The organism is Streptomyces sp. NPDC003016 (assembly GCF_053591455.1).
The window spans coordinates 23,796-36,923 of sequence record NZ_JBSFTV010000035.1; the positions used below are offsets into that span (position 1 = coordinate 23,796).

The window sequence follows — 13,128 nt, forward strand, 5'->3', positions numbered from 1 at the left end:
GCGACAGAATCAGCAGCTGACCGTGACCGGGCGGACGCGGCACCGACGCCTGCGCGACCGAGGCCGGGCCGGGCCGGGCGCGACGACCTCGACGCCGTACCGGCGGTGTACGGCGTCGACTTCGCGGCCCGCACGCTGTACGTCCACGGGGCCGTCGCCAGTCGCAGCCTCGCCGCGGAGCCCGACGCCGCCGTCCGCTTCACCGTGACGCACGCCGACGGGCTGGTGCTCGCCCGCTCCGCCTTCGAGTACGGCGCCAACCACCGCAGTGCCATGGTCTCTTCGGCGTACCGCGGCTCATCACCCGGCGCACCGGCCCCGAGGCCCTGCTGCACGGGTCGCGCGTCGTCACCGGGCACTGCGCGCCCGGCCCGTGGGACTACGCCCGCCGCCCCGACGCCACGGAGCCGGCCGCCACTTCGCTGCTCGCGCCGGAGCTGGACGAGGCCCCGGTGAAGGTGGCCTCCGGGCCGCCCCAGGACGGGAACGGCCCCGACGGGGAGTTGGGGTTGTGGGCGGGGGGCGTGCCGGTACGCACCTACTTCGGCGTACCGGAGCCGGATCCCGCACTGCCCACCGGGACTTCCCTGCCGTCGCGCATGTCGGCGCCGGGGAGCGGAAGGCCGGGTGCGGACGGCTGTGGCGCGGATGACGCGGATGACTGCGGCGCGGACGCCGACGACGCGGGCGGCTGCGGCGCGGGCTGAAGAAGCTTGCGCGGGCCGGCCAGGACGTACGTCAGGCCGAAGCCCGCGCCGACCACCGCCGCACCGCCCACCGCGTCCAGCACCCAGTGGTTGGCGGTGGCGACGATCGCGCACACCGTGAAGAGCGGGTGGAGCAGCCCCAGCAGCTTCATCCACAGCTTCGGCGCGATCAGGGCCACCACCAGCCCGCACCACAGCGACCAGCCGAAGTGCAGGGAGGGCATCGCCGCGTACTGGTTGGTCAGGGCGGTCAGCGCGCCGTACTCCGGACTCGCGAGGTCCTGCGGGCCGTGGATCGTGTCGATGTAGCCGAGCCCCGGCACCAGGCGGGGCGGCGCCAGCGGGTAGAGCCAGAAGCCGATGAGCGCGAGCACCGTCGCGAAGCCGAGGGAGCTGCGGGCCCAGCGGTAGTCGGCGGGGCGGCGGACGTACAGCAGGCCGAGGATCGTCAGCGGTACGACGAAGTGGAACGACGAGTAGTAGAAGTCGAAGAAGGTTTCCAGCCAGTCGGCCTTCACCACCGCGTGGTTGGCCCAGTGCTCGATGTCGATGTGCAGGAACCGCTCCACCGAGACGATCTGCCGGGCGTGCTCCTCGGCGGTGGCGCGCCCGCCCGCCGCGGCGGTGCGCACCTGCGAGTAGAGGGAGTATCCGACGCGGATCAGCAGCAGTTCGAGCAGCAGGTTGGGGCGGGTCAGCACCCGGCGCCAGAACGGCGCCAGCGGCACCCGGCTCCAGCGGGCCGGTGCCGGCTTCGCGTAGTCGGTGGGGACGGGCCGGCTCCAGTACGGCGAGGTGCGCGACACGAAGGGCACCGCGCAGGCCGCCGCGAGCGCCGCCACCAACAGCGCGTTGTCGCGGACCGGGACGAGCGGCGCCACGTTCGGCAGCAGCATCGTGCCCGGCAGTGTCATCACCAGCACCACGGCCGCCGGCCACACCATCCGGTCCGACGCCCGCCTGCCGACCCGCCCGACCACCGCGAGCAGCACCCACAGCAGTTGGTGCTGCCAGGCCGTCGGCGACACGGCGACCGCGACGCAGCCGGTCAGCGCCACGGCGAGCAGCAGCTGGCCGTCCCGGGCGTAGCGGACGGCGCGCCGCAGCCCGAGTACGACGACGGCCGCGGCCAGCAGGAGGAAGAGCGCGATCTCCAGCGGGCCCTCCAGGCCGAGCCGCAGCAGGGCGCCGTGCAGCGACTGGTTGGCGAGGCTGTCGGGGCGCGCGCCGAGCCCGGCGCCGGCCACGTGGTGCACCCAGTACGTCCAGGAGTCCTGCGGCATCGCGGCCCAGGCCAGGACCGAGCAGACGGCGAACGTGGCGCCCGTGGTGAGCGCGGCGCGTCTTCGCCCCGTCAGCCACAGCAGCGGCGCGAACAGCAGCACGGTGGGCTGGAGGGCGGCGGCGATCCCTATGAGGATGCCGGAGCCGCGTTCCCCGCGCGCCTGGAAGCAGCCGAGGAGGACGAAGAGGACGGGGATGACGCTGGTCTGGCCGAGGTGGAGCGTATTGCGCACGGGCAGCGACAGCATCAGCAGGCTGATGGCGACGGGAGCGGCGAGCAGCGCGGTGCGCCGCGGGACGGGCCCCGGCAGGGCTCGGGCGGCGACCACGCCCAGTACGGCGACGAGCAGCAGTGTCCCGAAGGTCCAGGCCACGCCGAGGCTCTGCTCGGCCGAGCGGGCGAGCGGTTTCAGGACGAGGCCGGCGAAGGGCGTGCCGGTGAAGCGGTCGGTGTCGTAGAGCGAGCCGGTGACGTGCAGCACGCCCCGGTCACCGATCCAGGTCTCCAGGTCGGTGAGGCGCTCGCCCGGCGGCGTACGCAGGACCGTCGCGATCTGCCGCACCGCCAGTGCGGCCACGACGGCCCACAGCACGACCCGTGCCACGCCGACCCCGCCCCCGGCGCCGGCGCCGATCACACCGACGGCACCGCCCGGTCCGCCCCGCTCCGCATTCGCCATGTCGCGCCGACCCTCCCCACCTGTCCCGCACCCGCGTGCACGGTGCGTAGAGCGTCGCACTGCCCCGTGCGGAAGACGCAGGCAACCCCCGATTCGCCTGGCCGTCATCCGCTTTTGTCTGAAGGACGACGCTTTCCACGCTCCTCGTTCCACCGGTGGGACGCGAGATGGATCACAGGCGAGGGGGCGGGACGGCCCTGGCGTGCGGCACGTCTGCCCAGCTGGCGGGCGGTCGGAGGGACGAAGGGCGATCAATTCCACACCGTCCGTAAAGGCCGGTTAAGCGCCTATGGTCTTGTTTGAGCCGCCTGGACCGGGCGGCTCGTGCCATGCCGTCCAGCAAGAGAAAGCGCAGGCGGGCAGATTCGTGCCGACCCCCACACCTGTCGACTCCCGATCCGACACCCCTGACACCCCCGACACCCCCGACATCACCGTCACCGATCCCGCGATGGTCAGGCGGGCGGTGAAGGCGGCCGCCCTGGGCAACGCCATGGAGTGGTTCGACTTCGGCGTCTACAGCTACATCGCGGTGACGCTCGGGAAGGTCTTCTTCCCCTCCGGCGACTCCACCGCGCAGTTGCTGTCGACGTTCGGAGCGTTCGCGGCGGCATTCCTCGTACGGCCTCTCGGCGGCATGGTCTTCGGCCCGCTCGGCGACCGCGTCGGCCGCCGGAAGGTCCTCGCCCTCACCATGATCATGATGGCGGCGGGCACCTTCACGATCGGCCTGATCCCGTCGTACGCGACGATCGGCGTCTGGGCACCCGCGCTCCTCTTCCTGGCCCGCCTGGTCCAGGGCTTCTCGACGGGCGGCGAGTACGGCGGCGCCTCCACCTTCATCGCGGAGTACGCCCCGGACAAGCGTCGCGGCTTCTTCGGCAGCTTCCTCGAATTCGGCACCCTCGCCGGCTACATCGGCGGCGCCGGCCTGGTCACCCTGATGACCGCCCTGCTCGGCGCCGACGACCTGGTTTCCTGGGGCTGGCGCGTCCCGTTCCTGATCGCGGGCCCGATGGGCGTCATCGGCCTCTATCTGCGCCTGCGCCTCGAAGAGACCCCGGCCTTCGCCCGGTTGGAGAAGGAGGCGCGCGCGGACCAGGCGGCCCGCAAGGAGAAGGCCGGCCTGAAGGACATGCTGATCGGCCAGTGGCGGGCGATGCTGCTGTGCATCGCGCTGGTGCTCGTCTTCAACGTCACCGACTACATGCTGCTCTCGTACATGCCGACGTACCTCACCGAGCAGCTGGAGTACGACGCGACGCACGGCCTGCTCGTGGTCCTCGGCGTGATGGCGCTGATGATGTGCGCGCAGCTCTTCATGGGCCGCCTCACCGACCGCGTCGGCCGCCGCCCGGTGATCGCCGCGGGCTGCGCCGGTTTCCTGGCCCTGTCCGTGCCCGCCCTGCTGCTGATCCGTCAGGGTTCGCTGCCCGCCGTCGTGCTCGGCATGGGCGCGCTGGGGCTGCTGCTGGTCTGCTTCACCTCGTCGATGCCGTCCGCGCTGCCCGCGCTCTTCCCGACCCGGGTGCGCTACGGCTCGCTGTCGATCGGCTTCAACATCTCGGTCTCGCTCTTCGGCGGTACGACGCCGCTGGTCGTCACCGCGCTGATCGGCGCGACCGGCGACCTGATGATGCCCGCCTACTACATGATGGCCGCGGCCGTCGTCGGCGGCGTCGCGGTGTTCTTCATGACGGAGAGCGCCCGCAGGCCCCTGCCGGGTTCGCCGCCGTCGGTCGCCACGCAGGAGGAGGCCCGCGAACTGCGGGCTTCGTACGGCAGGATGGCCGCATGAGCATCGTGAAGATCAATGTACTGAGTGTGCCCGCCGAGCAGCGCGAGGTACTGGAGAAGCGGTTCTCGGCGCGGGCCGGGTCCGTGGAGAACTCCGACGGCTTCGAGTGGTTCGAGCTGCTGCGGCCCGTCGAGGGCACCGACCAGTACCTCGTCTACACCCGGTGGGCCGACGAGGCGTCGTTCCAGGCCTGGATGGAGGGGCCGATGAAGGCCGCCCACCAGGGTCGGGGTCCGGGCGCGGGTGAGGGCGGCGAGCGTCCCAAGCCCGCCGCCTCCGGCTCCACGCTGTGGTCGTTCGAGGTGGTCCAGCAGGCCGCGCCCAAGGGCGGCAAGAGCGAATAGCTCCCGCTCTCCCGCAACGGCAGTTCGTCACCGGGCCGTGCCCGGCTTCGCCCCTGCGCCCCGTGCCCGGATCAATCCGGTACGGGGCGCAGCCGTTTCAGCGCGCCCGGACCGAAGGCCGCTCAGTCGAAGCTCAGTCGACATACGATTCGAGCGTCCCGCGACGCCGGACATCGAGTGTCGCGCAGTGGAACGAGCCGCCGAACGGCGCGTAGTGCAGCAGGTCACACGGGATCGGCTCGAATCCCCATTTTTCGAGCGCGCGCAGCATACCGGTGTGGTGCCGCTCCGCGATCACCCGTTTTTCGTCGACCATGAGAATGTTCATGCTGAGCCACTTGCCGCACATCGAGGTGATCTTGAGCAGGCGCTCGTTGATCAGGTCGGGCTCGGGGGCGATCAGGACGTCCCAGGAACTCAGGACGTCGGGCAGGCGGTCGACGTCGATGTATTCAGGATTGACCAGCACCTTGCCGGGCGCGAGCACGAGGAACGTCGTGTCGATGTGCATGGGCGTCCGGCAGCGGCTCTCGATCTCGTGAATGCGATAGCCGGATCCGAGATGGCGGCGCAGCCAGTCGATTCCCATGCGGTTGGTGACGTTGCTCCGTGTGACGAACAGGTCGCGACCCGCGCGCACGAAATCCGCCGCATCGAACACCGGCTCGAATTCGGTGAGGATGTAGCGCATGGGCTCGCCGGCCTCGGGGATACGGAAATCCGCCTCGAACAGTGCGTCGGTGAGTTGCGGTTTGGGTGCCGCCGTCCAGCGCGCGCCGCGCCGGAAGTAGTCCTTGAGAATCGCGCGGTAGGAGTGGGTCTCGAAATACCGGCACGGCCACGCCATCGGGGTCTCGATGATCTCGTCGCCGATCACGAGCATGCTGTCACGTGGACAGGTGTTGCAAAAACCGCGCGACGACCAGTCGGGGGTGCTGAAGCGCTGCCCGTGGTCGACCGGGTCCGGGCGCGTGACCGTGACGCCGAGGGACTCCAGGAGGGCGATGAACTGGTCGAGTTCCTGCTGCGCCCGCTCGATGAGCGCGCGCGGATATTTGAATCCGGCGGCAAGTCCCTGCAACCGCGCCGCCCAGGGTGGGATGTTGCAGGCCACGACCGGATGGCTGGAGGGAATCGTCGCGCCGTCGAGACGCCCGACGATGATCTCCTCCAGCGGGTCCCACTCGTTGTGCGAATTGACCGGCGAAACGAGGGATTCCGTAGCGTTGGCGTCGGGCTTCTGCACTGTCGCCATGCTCAACCGCTTTCGATCGCAGAATTCAGTAACTCATTACGACCGGTACGTTACCCAAAGTGAATGCGCAGAGCCGTCGGCGGCACCGGGCAGATGGTTCTGCCCGGTGCCGCCGGCCGTCGGGGCCTCACATCCGCAGAAGGCGTTCCGTCACCTCGCGGTACGTGCGCAGGGCCACCCGCAGCTCTTCCGTCTCGGCCTCACGGTCCGTACTCGCCCAGGCCGTGCGGAGGGAGTCGCGCCGTTCGGCCACGGCATCGGTCAGACAGCGGGCCGCCTCCTCGAAGACGCTGTCGGCCTCCTCGACCGAGCGCCGCGGGCCGTCCACGAAGGTGTTGACGGCCTGCTGGAGACGCAGGGCCAGCTTGTCGCGTTCGCCGTGCGGCAGTAGCCCATGAGGAGCGGGTTCCTGGGCGGCGGAGGCGGAAGCGGTGGCGGTCGCGGAGGGGGTGGCGAATTCGGGGCCGGGGCCTGTGCCGGGGTCTGCCGTCGTGTGCCGGGTGGTCTGTCCGGGCACGGTGAGCGGCGGCTGCGGCGGCTGTTGCCGCTGCTGCTGCGGTTGCTGCTGTGCACGGTTGTCTGCGTCGGTGTCGTACGTCATTACGCGCCACTTTCCTTCGCATGGTGACCTCGGCCCGGCGACCACGGGGCGTGGGAGCGGGCCCGGCGGCCGGAACTGTCCCGGTCGCCGACGTGGTGCGGACGGTGCCGGCCGCTGTCCGCCGGCTTGGCGGTGACCAGCTCCTCGAAGAGCTCACGCGCGTCGAGCATGGCCTCGCGCATCTGCTCCGTACTGCTGTCGGTGTGCGCCGCGTGGTGGATCCTGCGGTAGCCCTCCACCTGTCCCGCGTGGTGCACGGAGAGCGCGGAGACCTGCTCGTCGTACTGTTCGTCGGCCGGGAACCCGCGGTCGGCCGCGAGCCGGGCCAGCAGCCGGTCGGCCTCGACGACGGCATGACGCGGAGAGTCGACGAACTGCTCCTGGACACCCGCCCATCGGGCGACGTACTGCTCACGCGTCTCGGGGGGCAGCGCCCGCGGTTCCAGCGATCCGTACCGCTTCACGCGCTCGTCGAGCTCGCGCTCGGCCGCTTTGGTGTCACCGTCGTGGCGGGCCACGACCCTGTCGTACTCGGGACCGAACCGCTTCTTGAGCCCGCGGCCGCGACCGCCGCCGCCCCTGCCCGGTCCAACGACGATGAACACGGCGACGACGGCGACGACGACCACCGCCAACAGGGCGATGATCCAGAGTGTGGACATGGCTGCCTTCCCGGTTCTCGTTCCGTCAACGGCTTGTCACACAGCGGGTTGCCGGTAATCCGTTGGCCAAACGGCCGGGCGCTCCGGTACAGACATGACCATGACCTGGAACGTGACCCCTGAGCGCTACGACACCCCTGAGGCGACGGCACTGCGCCGCGACTACTACGACGAGGTGGCCAGCCGTTACTGGGGGCGCCCCGCGACCGCGCGGGAGATCGACGAGGGGCTCACCGGCGACGGCGTCGAGCGGCTCGCGCCGCCCACGGGCGAGTTCCTCGTCGGGCGGTACGACGGCGCGGCGGCCGCCTGCGCCGGGCTGCGCGTGAGGGACCCGGACACCGCCGAGCTGACGCGGGTGTACGTACGCCCCGCCTTCCGCGGCACCGGCGGCGGCGGGCTGCTGCTGGCCGCGATCGAGACGGCGGCGCGCGGCTTCGGCATCAAGCGCATCCGGCTGGACACCCGCAACGACCTGGTGGAGGCGCGGGCGCTGTACGCCCGGCACGGATACGTCGAGGTCCCGGCGTTCAACAACGGCCCGTACGCCGAGCACTGGTTCGCCAAGTCCCTGTAGCCCCCGTGATCCCGGTAATCCCGGTAACCCTGCGAGGCGCCGCGGGGGTGGGCGCCACGGCTTTCAGCGCATGTGGTCGGGCTTGGCCGCCGAGGTGTACGGGCGGTCCTCGTCGGAACCGCTCACCTCGGCGCTCAACTCCTTGACCAGTCTGATCAGATCGGTCGGCCGGTCGGGCCCCCACCAGTCGCCGAGCAGCTCGGCCAGGGACTCCTCGCGCGCCTCGGCGAGTTTCTCCGCGACCACCGCCCCCTTCTCCGTCAGCACCAGGTGCAGGCCGTCACGCCGGGCGAGCCCGCGCTCCTCCACCTGCCGGGACGCTTCGGTGATGACCCGCAGCGGAACCGGGGTGACGTCGGCGAGCATGCCGGGTTCGACGGCGCCCGAGCGCCTGATGCGCAGCAGTAGCCAACCGGCCGCGGGCAGCAGGTCGTAGCCCGCCCTGGCGGTGATCCTCTCGTAGACCCTGCGGCGCCCCTCCCGCGTGGCGAGCAGCGAGAGCGCGCGGGCGCATTCGTCGTACGAGGAGCGCTCGACCGGGTTGGACGCCAGCGTCTGGCCCGCGTCGGGCGCCGTCACCGACCGGCGCAGCCTGTCCTCCTTGAACAGCCAGGCGAGCACAGCGGCGATGAGGACGACAGGGGTCGCGTACAGGAAGACGTCGGTGATCGACGTGGAGTACGCGTGCAGCACCGAGGGGCGCAACTCCGGCGGCAGCAGCGCGATGGCGCGCGGGTCGGCCGCGACCTGGTCGGGGCCGGTGCCGGGCGGCAGTTGCTGTCCGGTCAGGGCGTCGCCGAGCTTGTCGACCAGCCGGTTGGTGAAGACGGTGCCGAAGATGGCGACGCCGAAGGACGCGCCGATGGAGCGGAAGAAGGTGGCGCCGGAGGTGGCGACGCCCAGGTCCTCGTACCTGACGGCGTTCTGCGCGACGAGCACGAGCACCTGCATGACCAGGCCGAGTCCGGCGCCGAAGACGAAGAAGAAGAAGCTCGTCTCCCAGGCGCCGGTGGTCTCGGTCAGCTGGTGCAGGAGGAGAAGGCCCAGGGCGGTGAGGCCCGTACCGGCGATCGGGAAGACCTTCCAGCGGCCGGTACGGCTGACGATCTGGCCGGACGCGGTCGAGGTGAGCAGCATGCCGAGCACCATCGGCAGCAGGTGCACGCCGGACATGGTGGGGCTGACGCCCTGGACGATCTGGAGGAACGTCGGCAGATAGGTCATCGCGCCGAACATCGCGAAGCCGACGACGAAGCTGATGGCCGCGACGAGCGTGAACGTCCTGAGCTTGAAGAGCTTCAGCGGCAGGACGGGTTCGGCGGCCCTGCGCTCCACGAGGACGAACCAGACGAGCAGGACGACGCCGAGGACCGCGAGCCCGATGATCCGCGCCGAGCCCCAGGCCCAGGTGGTGCCGCCGAGGGAGGCCACGAGGACGAGGCACACGGCGACCGAGGCGATGAGGGCGGTGCCCAGGTAGTCGATGGTGTGGCGCGTGCGGCGGACCGGGATGTGCAGTACGGCGGCGATCACGAGGAGGGCGACGACGCCGACGGGAAGGTTGATGTAGAAGACCCAGCGCCAGCTGAGGTGTTCGGTGAAGAGCCCGCCGAGGAGCGGTCCCAGGACGCTCGTCGCGCCGAACACCGCCCCGAACAGGCCCTGGTACCTTCCGCGTTCGCGGGGCGGCACGAGATCGCCGACGATCGCCATGGACAGCACCATCAGGCCGCCGCCGCCCAGTCCCTGGACCGCGCGGAAGCCGATGAGCTGGGACATGTCCTGCGCGACGCCGCACAGCGCGGAGCCGATCAGGAAGATGACGATCGCGGCCTGGAACAGCTTCTTGCGGCCGTACTGGTCGCCGAGTTTGCCCCACAGGGGCGTGGCCGCGGTCGCGGCGAGCATGTACGCCGTGACGACCCAGGACAGGTGCTCCATGCCGCCGAGTTCGCTGACGATCGTCGGCAGGGCGGTCGAGACGATGGTCTGGTCGAGCGCGGCGAGCAGCATGCCGAGGAGCAGCGCTCCGATGGCTACGAGAACGGTCCGCCGGCTGTCGCCCGGGCCTGTGCCGGGGCCGGCGGCCGGGGCCGCGGCGGGGGCGCCGCTCGGTTGCTGGGCCATGGACTTCTCCTTGGGTCCCCTGGGAGTTGTGCACCCCTTCCATCCTGGGTGTTGTGGGCGGATATGGCCTGCCGAGGGAGGACGTACCTGCTGGGCGTACCTGCTGGGCGTACCTGCTGGGCATCCCTTCGACGGGTCTGCATAATCGCCGGCAGTTCGAGGGAGGGGCCCCACGATGAACGGACACGTATGTCCCGAGTGCGGTACGGACCGGGGGGCCGCGTCCGACGACGCGGGCAGACCCGGCTGCGGGTGCGCGGAACGGGCGGCCCGGGCCGTACGGGCCGAGCGGTCGGCCGAGATCGCGGCGGCGGAGGATTTCGATCCGCTGCGGATACGCCCGTATGTGACGCTCCAGGAGACGGACGACGGGGCGTCGCCGCCCTCGTACGCGGAGCCTGAGGGCACTACGGCGATGACGATGCCGCTGGGGGTGCTGAACGGGCCCGGGCACGAGGGCGGCCCCGGACGCGATGCCACTGGCACCACCGACACCACGGCCGTCATGGGCGCCGTGCCGTCGTACGGCCCCCCGCCCGGAGCGGGGCCGGGGTACGGAGCCGACCCCGGCTTCGGCTCCGGCGTCGACCCCGGCTTCGGCTTCGGCTTCGGCTTCGGCGAGGAACCGTCGGGGCCCCGCAGGCAGCAGCGCAAAGGGCCGGTGCTGTGGCTCGCGGTGAGTGCGGCCGCTGCCGCGGTCGTGGGCACCGCGGCCTTCGCGGGCGGGCTGTTCTCCGGGGAGGACGAGCGTGAGCACGCGCTTCCGGACGTGGTGACCAGCGTGCCGAGCGCGAGCGACGGCCCCGAGACGTCCGCGTCGGAGTCCGGCGCAGGATCGCAGTCTCCGAGTCCCTCCGCATCGGCCTCCGCGTCGGCCTCCCCGTCCGCGTCCACGTCCACAGAGGCGTCCGCATCGACGTCCGCCTCCGCATCCGGCTCGCGCTCTGCCGCCGCGTCCGCGAGCGCCTCTGCCGACGCGTCGAAGCCGACCGCGTCGGCGGCGCCCTCCACCGCGCGGACCACCACCACGGCGGAGAAACCGCCGGAACCCGCCGCCGCCACGCTGAGGAGGGGCGACCGGGGCCCGGAGGTCGCGGAACTCCAGGACAGGCTGGCGCAGCTCTGGCTCTACCGCAGCCGGAAGAACGGTCACTTCAGCGACCGGGTGGAGGAAGCCGTGCGGACGTACCAGTCGTACAAGTACATCCAGGGCGACCCCGAGGGCACCTACGGCCCCCACACCCGCCGCGCGCTGGAGGCGGAGACGGAGGAGCCCTGACGGGCCATGGCGTTCGCGCCGCCCGGAGCGGACCGTCGGGGGATGAACAAGAACTGGCTGCTGCTGACCCTGCCGCCCCTTCCCCTGTTCCTGGTCTTCCGGCTGCTGCGTCGCCGCACGGCGGGCGGGCGGGCCGGCCCCGGCGGCGGTCCGCCGCCCTCCGGCGTGCGTGAACCGCGCAGGCCCGAGCCCTCGCCGCCCGCCGCCGCAGCGGCCCTGCCGATGCCTTGAGGGGGGTGGGGTGGCGCTGCCCCCGGCCATTTTGTATAGTGGTGGAACAAAGTGGCCTCCGCCCGTTTTCCCTGACCGGCGGGCGGGGCCGCTTGTCTCCTTCTTCCGCGCTCTGGAGTACGCCGATGCCGGCCACCACCGTTCTGAACGCCAACGCGCTCCTCCTGGACATGGACGGCACACTCGTCAATTCCGACGCCGTCGTGGAGCGCGTCTGGCGGCGCTGGGCCGAGGAGCACGGCCTGGACCCGGAAGAGGCCCTCAAGGTCGTACACGGCCGTCAGGGGTACGCCACCATGGCCGTCCTCCTCCCGGAGCGCCCCGTCGAGCAGAACTACGCCGACAACCGCGAGCTCCTCGCCCAGGAGACCGCCGACGTCGAGGGCGTCGTGCCCGTCCCCGGCGCCCCCGCCTTCATGGCCGCGCTGGCCGGCCTGCCGCACGCCCTGGTGACCTCGGCCGACGAAGGGCTGGCCCAGGCCCGCATGACGGCCGCCGGGCTGCCGATGCCGCGCACCCGCGTCACCGCCGAGCTGGTGGGCGCGAGCAAGCCGGACCCCGAGGGCTTCCTGAAGGGCGCGGCGGAGCTGGGCCACGCCCCGGCCGACTGCGTCGTCTTCGAGGACTCCGAGGCGGGCATCACGGCGGGCCGGGCGGCCGGGATGCGCGTGGTGGGCGTGGGGCCGCGCGCGGCCGTCCACGCCCCGACGGTGCACGTGAACGACCTCACGCAGGTACGGATCGAGGCCCTGCCCGACGGCACGCTGCGGTTGCACATCACCGCCTGAGAGCGAGCGGACGCCTGGGCGCGCGCCCTCGGCCGCGCGCCCTCGGCCGCGCGCCCGAGGGCGGGCGCCCGACCCGGCCGCCGGGCCGGGGCTCCGGGAAGCTCGTGCGGTGCGAACAGCACTGCCCGGGCCGGTCCGATCCCCCTTCCGAGGACGAAACCCCAGCGGAAGAGACAGCGGTCAGCCGACGACGGCCTCGTACAGGCTGAACGCCGCCAGTGCCAGCATCAGCGCCGCCGCCACCTTCGTGATCAGGCTCAGGGGTACGTACTTCATGAGCGTGCGGCCGCCCACGATGCCGATCCCCGCGACCGCCCACAGGGCCAGCACCGCGCCGATGCCCACGGACACCGGGTTGTCGTAGCGGGCCGCCAGGGTGGCCGTCATGATCTGCGTGAGGTCACCGAACTCGGCGACCAGGATGAGCATGAAGCCCGCGCCCGAGACCTTCCAGAAGGACTGGTCGACGGGGGCCTTGATCTCCTCCTCGGCGTCGTCCTTCTTGAAGAGCAGCACCAGCGCGCCCGCGAGGAAGAGGACACCCACGACGGCCTGCACCAGCCGGTGCGGCAGCAGGGTCAGTACGCTGCCCGCCGCGATGGCGAGGGCCACGTGGACGGCGAAGGCGGCGGCGACGCCCGCGAAGACGTACGACGCGCGGTAGCGGGTGCCGAGCATGAGGCCGGCCAGGGCGGTCTTGTCGGGGAGTTCGGCGAGAAAGACGGTGCCGAAGGTGATCGCCATGATGGTGAAACTGATCACGGGGGTGGGGTTCCTCAATCGGTCGGGCTGCCC

Annotated in this window: 14 protein-coding genes; 7 read left to right on the top strand and 7 right to left on the bottom strand. The window is 71.5% G+C overall.

Features of this window, described 5'->3' with window-relative positions; all coding sequences use genetic code 11:
• The first annotated feature begins 105 nt into the window (after positions 1-105).
• Positions 106-456, top strand: a complete 351-nt coding sequence (locus ACWDZ4_RS26785; RefSeq protein ID WP_451510943.1) for a pyridoxamine 5'-phosphate oxidase family protein — start codon at positions 106-108, stop codon at positions 454-456.
• Here ACWDZ4_RS26785 and ACWDZ4_RS26790 read toward each other — a convergent pair.
• Both ACWDZ4_RS26790 and ACWDZ4_RS26795 read right to left on the bottom strand, forming a co-directional pair.
• Positions 380-538, bottom strand: a complete 159-nt coding sequence (locus tag ACWDZ4_RS26790) for a hypothetical protein (RefSeq protein ID WP_451510997.1) — start codon at positions 536-538, stop codon at positions 380-382. The genes ACWDZ4_RS26785 and ACWDZ4_RS26790 overlap by 77 nt on opposite strands.
• Positions 539-2,671 carry a bifunctional glycosyltransferase 87/phosphatase PAP2 family protein gene (locus ACWDZ4_RS26795; protein ID WP_451510944.1) on the bottom strand — a complete coding sequence of 711 codons (2,133 nt, stop codon included), beginning with the start codon at positions 2,669-2,671 and terminating at the stop codon, positions 539-541. It abuts the gene before it with no gap.
• Positions 2,672-3,038: 367 nt separating this feature from the next.
• Between ACWDZ4_RS26795 and proP the strand changes: the two genes are divergently transcribed.
• Together proP and ACWDZ4_RS26805 are read left to right on the top strand one after the other, a co-directional pair.
• A complete protein-coding gene (gene proP, locus ACWDZ4_RS26800) occupies positions 3,039-4,469 on the top strand; it encodes a glycine betaine/L-proline transporter ProP (protein WP_451510945.1) in 1,431 nt (476 codons plus the stop codon).
• The gene (locus ACWDZ4_RS26805; RefSeq protein WP_451510946.1) at positions 4,466-4,813 is read left to right on the top strand and encodes an antibiotic biosynthesis monooxygenase family protein; all 348 of its coding nucleotides are present in this window, start codon (positions 4,466-4,468) and stop codon (positions 4,811-4,813) included. Before proP ends, ACWDZ4_RS26805 begins: the two co-directional genes overlap by 4 nt.
• A 133-nt stretch (positions 4,814-4,946) precedes the next feature.
• On the opposite strand, the gene ACWDZ4_RS26810 is transcribed toward ACWDZ4_RS26805, so the two are convergent.
• From ACWDZ4_RS26810 to ACWDZ4_RS26820, 3 genes are all read right to left on the bottom strand, one after another.
• A complete protein-coding gene (locus ACWDZ4_RS26810; RefSeq protein WP_451510947.1) occupies positions 4,947-6,059 on the bottom strand; it encodes an amidinotransferase in 1,113 nt (370 codons plus the stop codon).
• 136 nt (positions 6,060-6,195) lie between these two features.
• Complete coding sequence (locus ACWDZ4_RS26815) at positions 6,196-6,669, bottom strand: hypothetical protein (protein ID WP_451510948.1); 474 nt, start codon at positions 6,667-6,669, stop codon at positions 6,196-6,198.
• On the bottom strand, positions 6,669-7,331 hold the full coding sequence (locus ACWDZ4_RS26820; protein ID WP_451510949.1) for a hypothetical protein: 663 nt from the start codon (positions 7,329-7,331) through the stop codon (positions 6,669-6,671). The genes ACWDZ4_RS26815 and ACWDZ4_RS26820 overlap by 1 nt, the downstream gene beginning before the upstream one ends.
• A gap of 100 nt (positions 7,332-7,431) precedes the next feature.
• Here ACWDZ4_RS26820 and ACWDZ4_RS26825 point away from each other — a divergent pair, with 100 nt between their 5' ends.
• Positions 7,432-7,908 carry a GNAT family N-acetyltransferase gene (locus ACWDZ4_RS26825; RefSeq protein WP_451510950.1) on the top strand — a complete coding sequence of 159 codons (477 nt, stop codon included), beginning with the start codon at positions 7,432-7,434 and terminating at the stop codon, positions 7,906-7,908.
• 63 nt (positions 7,909-7,971) lie between these two features.
• On the opposite strand, the gene ACWDZ4_RS26830 is transcribed toward ACWDZ4_RS26825, so the two are convergent.
• A complete protein-coding gene (locus tag ACWDZ4_RS26830; protein ID WP_451510951.1) occupies positions 7,972-10,035 on the bottom strand; it encodes a DHA2 family efflux MFS transporter permease subunit in 2,064 nt (687 codons plus the stop codon).
• 175 nt (positions 10,036-10,210) lie between these two features.
• On the opposite strand from ACWDZ4_RS26830, the gene ACWDZ4_RS26835 reads away from it, so the two are divergent.
• The 3 genes from ACWDZ4_RS26835 (at position 10,211) to ACWDZ4_RS26845 (ending at position 12,333) form a co-directional block, all read left to right on the top strand.
• On the top strand, positions 10,211-11,314 hold the full coding sequence (locus ACWDZ4_RS26835; protein ID WP_451510952.1) for a peptidoglycan-binding domain-containing protein: 1,104 nt from the start codon (positions 10,211-10,213) through the stop codon (positions 11,312-11,314).
• A gap of 42 nt (positions 11,315-11,356) precedes the next feature.
• Positions 11,357-11,545: a hypothetical protein gene (locus tag ACWDZ4_RS26840; protein ID WP_451510953.1), complete on the top strand. Its 189-nt coding sequence runs from the start codon at positions 11,357-11,359 to the stop codon at positions 11,543-11,545.
• A gap of 125 nt (positions 11,546-11,670) precedes the next feature.
• Positions 11,671-12,333: an HAD-IA family hydrolase gene (locus tag ACWDZ4_RS26845; RefSeq protein WP_451510954.1), complete on the top strand. Its 663-nt coding sequence runs from the start codon at positions 11,671-11,673 to the stop codon at positions 12,331-12,333.
• Positions 12,334-12,513: 180 nt separating this feature from the next.
• Here the strand turns inward: ACWDZ4_RS26845 and ACWDZ4_RS26850 are convergent, their stop codons facing one another.
• Positions 12,514-13,095, bottom strand: a complete 582-nt coding sequence (locus tag ACWDZ4_RS26850; protein ID WP_451510955.1) for a TMEM165/GDT1 family protein — start codon at positions 13,093-13,095, stop codon at positions 12,514-12,516.
• Positions 13,096-13,128: the final 33 nt, after the last annotated feature.